Below are 6,422 nucleotides of genomic sequence, written 5' to 3'. Positions count from 1 at the left end.
CGGGCGAACTTCGGGCAGAAGCCGCTGGCCACCAGCAGCATGCGCATGATCCTGATGCGGCTGATGAAGAAGCTCGATCGTTCGGGCGCGCCGTGTCCGATCCTGTCGGTGCACGGCTGGGGCTACCGGCTGAGGGTGGGCGACGAGCCGGCGGGCGGGCGTGGGCAGATGGTGCAGGGGGGCCGGATGGCTGCTGCTGCCGGCGTTGCTGGCATGCCCATGGCGGCAGCCCTCACGCCGTCCCCGGGCTCCATTGCACTGACGCCGGCCTCGTCCTTTGGCGAGCCGATGACCCCGTCCACCCCATCTTCAATCCCGCCGTCCTTTGCGGACGCCTTTGCTGTCCCTGCCAGCGCCGCTGCTGCTGCAGGTGCTGCCGCTGCCTCGCGTACGCCGGTGCAGCCGATCTCCCCGAAGTCTGTTCTTGCGGCCCGACGCGGCGCCTCGCCTGTGCGTGCGGATGCGGCCGACCGGGCTTCCGGAGCGCTTGGCGGATGACGCGCCGATGCGTGCCTGTGCCTGTGCGCCGCGTGCTGCGGCCGCCCCTGACTTCGAGCGGCGCCCCTGCGAGGGCGCCGGCGTGTTCGACCCTGTCCTGTAGCAGCCCTGAAGACCTGAAAGAGGTGAAGACCATGAAACACCGCCTGATGAATCCCTTGATGAACGTGCGCCTGATCGCGCCGGCCTTGCTGAGCGTGGTGCTGGCCGTGCCGGCATTTGCGCAGCTTGCGCCGTCCGCGTCCGCCTCTGCCCCCGCGAAGGTCGAGCAGAAGGCCGAGCAGAAGCCCATCACGGTGGAGCTGACGCAGAAGAAGGTGGTCAAGGACGAGCGGGGCCGCGAGAAGCTGGAGGAGGTCGACGGGGTGCGCCCTGGGGACGTGCTCGAGTACCGGGCGGTCTACAGGAACGTCAGCAAGCAGGCCCTCAAGGGCGTGGCGGCGAACCTGCCGCTGCCCGAGGGCCTGGAGTACGTGGCGCGCACGGCGCAGCCGGGCAAGGGCGTGCAGTTCGCGCTCAAGGCCGATGGGGCCTATGAGGCGGAGCCGCTGATGCGCAAGGGTGCGGACGGGCGCATGCAGCCGGTGCCCTTGAACGAATACCGGCAGATCCGCTGGCGCCTGGACGAGCTCGCGCCGGGGGCCGAGGCCGTGGTGAGTGCGCGCGCGAAGGTGGAGATGGCCGCGCCGTCGCAGGAGATCTCGCCCGTGTCTGCGGCGGCTGCCGCGGGCGCTGCGGCCAAGCGCTGAACGAGCGCGCGGCCGTGTTGCGCGCGAGGAGGGCGCGCGCGGCTGCGCACACCCCGTGTGGGTTGTCAGGGGGGCTTCGGCTGGATGCGGCCGAGGAGTTCTGAGGACCGGCACCGTCCTGCCCGGAGATGCGGCTGAGGGCCGTATCGCGAGGCAGTTTTTATCCCTTTTGTGAACGTCGGCATTCCTTTGAGAGGAGAAAACACGTGAAAACCCATCACCCACAGACCCGCGGCGGCGCCAAGCCGTATGCGGCGTGGGCTGGCGCAGCTGCATTGGCGGCAGTCTTCCTGAGTGGAAGTTCTGTTGCGCATGCGGCGACGCCGCCCGCGGGATTGAAGATCGGCAACCAGGCAACGGCCACGTACAAGGGCCCCAACGGCGACGACCAGTTCTCGCAATCAAACGAGGTATTGACGACCGTGCTGCAGGTCGGTGCGTTCACGCTGGACAGCAAGTCGGTGGCTGCGGGCGGGGTCGTCAACACCAAGACGGGCTCGACGGCTGCGACGATCTATGCGCCGCACGTGCTGGTCAACACCGGTAACGGGACGGATTCGTTCCTGATCACGGCGGCGCCGACGTCGGCGAACAAGTTCGAGAAGATCGAGGTCTTCCTGGACAACGACTTCGACGGAAAGGCGGACAACCCGACGCCGCTGTGCACCACTGCTCCGTCATCGCCGCCCACGTCCTGCAGCGTCCCTGCGCAGGCGGTCAGCGCGGGCGGCAAGCTGGGCTTCGTGGTGGCCTACACCATCCCGGCGTCGGCGGTCACGAGCGCGCCGGTGCTCTTTGACTCGGGTCTGGTGACGGCGGTGCCGCAAAGCAGCGGCCTGTACACGGCGTCGAACCAGACGGTGACGGTGCAGGATGATGTGACGCTGACCAATGTGGCGGCGTTCAACGTGCGCACGTCCATCGCGGCGCCGACGGTGGCTGCACCGGGTGGTGGCGCCTGGCCGCTGCCGACCGCCAAGACCGAAGGCCAGCGCTCCTCGGGTGCGTCCTGTGCCACCGCCTGGCCGGTCAGCAACAGCGCAACCTGCACGTACACCACCTACACCATCACGTACAGCAACACGGGTGGCCAGGTGGGCACCTTCAACCTGCAGGACGTCATCGGAACCGGCAGGACCGCTGGTTTCACCTACGTGACGGGTTCCGCGGTGTGGAGTAGCAGCAATTCTGGCGTGGCGCTGGATGAGACGGGCAATGGCGCCAACGGTGCCAATGTCGACTTCAAGTACGACGCCGCCAGCAAGACGCTGACTTTCCTGGACAAGGTTCTGCCGGTGAGCAACGAGCGCACCCTGAGCTTCGTCGTGCTGGTCAACAGCAGCGCGACGCTGGGTACGGGCACCACCGCCAACGTGGTGACGTACAGCAAGGACGATGCGCCCACGGCCGTGATCGGCGCGCCGGCGGGCCTGAATGCCACGTCCAACGAGAGCGCGTTCAATGTCCTGGGCACCTACGGGGTGGCCCTGGGCAGTGCGGGCGCGACTTCTGCCAACGCGAAGGACGTCACGGCGGGCGCGGGCGACGGCACGGCCGACACCCAGACCATTGCCAAGGCACCGGCGGGCTCCACGATCGTGTTCAAGCACGAGATCTACAACCTGGGCAACGGGGAGGACACCTTCACCATCGACATTCCGGCGATCGGTGCGGCGGGCAACAGCTTCCCGGCCGGCACGGTGCTGCGTGCGTACGGACCGGACGGCACCTCGGTGCTGGTGGACAGCAACAACGACGGCAAGATCGACACCGGCCCGATTGCTGCGGGCGCGACCAAGACCATCGTGATCAAGGCCACGTTGTCGCCGACGGCCACGCCGACCGTGGGTGCCAACTACACCCTGACCGTCACCGCCACCTCGGCCGCCGACGCCACCAAGTTCGACGCGAGCAAGGACGTGCTGACCACCGTGACCGGCCCGGCCGTGGACCTGACCAACAGCCAGACCGGCGTGAGCAACAGCGGCGCGAATGCGGACGTGGGCGTTGGCCCGAGCACGCAGCCGACCGTGACCAAGAGCGGCGTCAACGCTGGCTCGTGGACCTCGTTCGACCTGTGGATCACCAACAACGGCGGTGTGGCCGACACCTACACGCTGCAGGCGGGTGGCTCCTCGACGCTGCCGAGCAACCTGCCCAGCGGCTGGGTCGTGAAGTTCATGGCGGGTCCCATCACGGCCGGCTCCGAGGCCACGGCCTGCCCGGCGGGCACTGCCATCACGTCGTCGCCGTCGGTCAACGCCAACGGTGGCACGACTCAGGTGACCGCGTGCGTGTTCGTGCCGGCCACCCAGGCGCCGGCCACGCAGGGTGTGTACTTCCAGGTGCGTGCCGTTGGGGGTGAAGCCGGCGTCTTCGCGGTGGATACGCTGTACGACCAGGTGACGACCGTCAGTGCTGCGACGACCTACACGGCCGAAGTGGTGCGCGCCATCGAGGGCCAGATCAGCCCGGGCGGCTCGCTCGTGCTGAGCCACTCGATCACGGCCACGGGCACCGGCGCCTGCGGCGTGGGCACGGTGAGCGTGTCGTTCACGGACAGCAGCTGGACCTCCACGCTGTACCTGGACAGTGACAACGACGGCCAGCTGAGCTCTGCCGACCAGCCGCTGACGGGCAACGCGCTGCCGACGCTGGCTGCGGGCCAGTCGGTCAACCTGCTGGTCAAGGTGTTCGCGCCCAGCGGTGCCACGGTGGGCGCGTCCAACAACGTCACGGTGAATGTGGACTTTGCCGCGAACGCGCCCAACGTCTGCAAGACCGCCCTCGGTGCGGTGCCCAGCGTGGTCGACAAGGTCACGGTCACCACCACGCAGGTGCAGCTGCTCAAGACGCAGATCCTGGACGCCACCTGCAGCGGCACGCCGGTGCCCACCAAGAGCGAGCCCATCAGCGCCAAGCCTGGCGAGTGCGTGGTGTATCGCGTGGTGGCCACCAACCAGGGTGTGGCTTCGGTGAGCAACATCAAGCTGTCCGATGGGCTGCCGGCCTTCACCGCGTTGGGGCCGAACCTGCCGGCGACCAAGTGCGAGTCCACCGGCGTCACCCCGGCGCTGACCAACGCGGACTGGAGCAGCGACACCACCGGCGTGAGCTGCGGTGGTTCGGCGAACACGGTCAACCCGGGTGGCACCGCCACGATGACCTTCCAGGTCAAGCTCAACAGCCAGTAAGCCTTCCGAGGCCCTGAGGCTGCGGGTGCCGCGTCTCCTTAGTGGGGCCGCGGTGTCCCGCACCCCGAAGGCAAAGCCTGCCTGCCCTGCTGTGGGCACGGCTTTGCCCTTTTCTGCGCGCTTTGCCGCGCCCGCGTCAGAGCGCGCAGAAAAGACCCGAGAGAGATCCCGAGAAGAGAAGAACAACAGCCATTCGAGAGGGAGCTTGCGCCGTGGTGCGCGGGCATTCGCTCTCGCGAGCCTGTCCACAACAACGCACAAGCAGCCCAGCCGTGACCGCCATCCAATCGCTCCTGCACCCGAATCCGCCCCTGCTGCGACGCGCCTGCCGGTGGCTTGCCACGCTGATGCTGCCGCTGCTTGTGCTGCTGCTGTGCCTGCCGGGTGGCGCATGGTCCGCAGTGGCCCCGGGCGGCACCGTGCTGCGCGTGGTGGCCACGGCCACCTACATCCCGGCGGGCTACACGCAGACCGAGACCATCTCCTCCAACGGCGTGATGCTCACGGTGCAGGTGGTGGACTCGCTCACACTCACGCAGGACCAGACGCTCGTGCGCCCCTCGGGCATGCCGCTGACGCTCAGCCACCTGTTGACCAACACCGGCAACGTGCGCTCGAGCTACAGGCTGGGCTGGGCCAATGGCGGGGCGGGCTGCCCGAGCAGCGCGGCCCTGAGCCTGGGCGCGATGCGGCTAGTGCGCGATATCAACAGCAACGGCGCGGCCGACAGCGCCGAGGCGGTGCTGGCCCTGAACACGCCGGGTGCCCTGACGCTCGATCCGGGCGAGACGGCCACGTTGCTGGCGATGGGCACCATGCCCACGGCGGCCTCAGGGGCGGTGTGTGCCACGCTCACGGCCACCTCGGGCGTGCAGGCGGCCACGGCGAGCAACCGGGACGTGATCGAGATCGGCAACGTGGCGGTGCTCAGCCTCACCAAGTCGGCCAGCTACAGCGCGCCGCTGCAGCCGGGCGTCTCGCGCATCGACTACACCGTCAACGGCACCAACGTGGGCAACCAGGCGGCGCAGGGCGCGAGCACCGCCATGCCCGGCAACACGCCCATCGTGGTCAACGGCAGCCCGGTCAACGTCCTGCTGCTGCGCGACGTGATCCCCCCCGGCACGTACTACGTGCCCGGCTCGCTGCAGACCTCGATGCCGGGGGCGCTGCGGCTGTTCCGTCTGCCGGTGGACGCGCCCTTCAACTACCGCACGGGCGCTGCCGACGACGCCTCGGCGGTCGAAGTGGCGGTGGCGCTGCCCGCGCCGGCCAGCGTGGCGGCCAATGCCTCCTTGCAGATGCGCCTGTCGGTCATGGTCGCGGCCAACGCCAGCGCGGGCAATCTGCTCAACACCGCGCAGGCGTTCTACAACGACGGCACGCAGGCCACCTCCAGCGCCTCCAACACCGTGCCCGTGTCGCTGAACCCGGCGCGCATCGGCGTGGCCGAGTGGGCCAGCCTGCCGCGGGCCAACGCCGACGGCACCGCCGACGTCACCGTCTCGGTGCGCGTCAAGAACTACGGCGCGTCCTGGCTGTACGACGCGCAGCTGATCAACGTGCTCGAAGGCGCGGGCGCCACGCAGTTCGGCACCTACAGCAGCGCCGCCAGTCCGGCGGCGGGCCAGTACACCCTCGTGCCCGGCTCCCTCAAGACCCTCCAGGCGGCCGGCAGCGTGGGTGGGCAGGTGGCCGCCGTCAACAGCGCCTTCGACGGCACCGCGGCCCATTCCTCGCTGCTCGCGCCGGGCGCCGTGCTGCCCATCGGGGGCGACCTCACGCTGCAGTTCGTGGTGCGCTTCAACACCGCGGGCCGGGCCGCCACGCTCGCCAACAGCACCCGCGCGCAGGCCGCCACGGTGGCGGGCAACACCGCCAGCATCACCGACGACTCCGTCAACGGCACCGACCCCGACCCCGACGGCGACGGCAACCCGGGCAACAACACCTCGCCCACGCCCATCGGCACGCAACCGCC

Annotated in this window: 3 protein-coding genes and 1 pseudogene; all 4 read left to right on the top strand. The window is 69.2% G+C overall.

Going from position 1 to position 6,422, the window contains the following annotated elements:
* Positions 1-498 (top strand): helix-turn-helix domain-containing protein (locus ACT54X_RS28655; protein ID WP_476350026.1); only part of this gene is annotated, 498 nt, incomplete at its 5' end.
* Positions 499-632: 134 nt separating this feature from the next.
* Positions 633-1,247: a hypothetical protein gene (locus ACT54X_RS28650; protein ID WP_476350024.1), complete on the top strand. Its 615-nt coding sequence runs from the start codon at positions 633-635 to the stop codon at positions 1,245-1,247.
* A gap of 206 nt (positions 1,248-1,453) precedes the next feature.
* The gene (locus tag ACT54X_RS28645) at positions 1,454-4,441 is read left to right on the top strand and encodes a beta strand repeat-containing protein (protein WP_476350023.1); all 2,988 of its coding nucleotides are present in this window, start codon (positions 1,454-1,456) and stop codon (positions 4,439-4,441) included.
* A gap of 272 nt (positions 4,442-4,713) precedes the next feature.
* Positions 4,714-6,422, top strand: a pseudogene (locus ACT54X_RS28640) (hypothetical protein); the annotation flags it as partial.

The organism is Pseudacidovorax sp. DMC4 (genome assembly GCF_056314265.1).
Note: the sequence above shows the minus strand (reverse complement) of the source record. Positions and strands in the feature narration are given on the sequence as shown.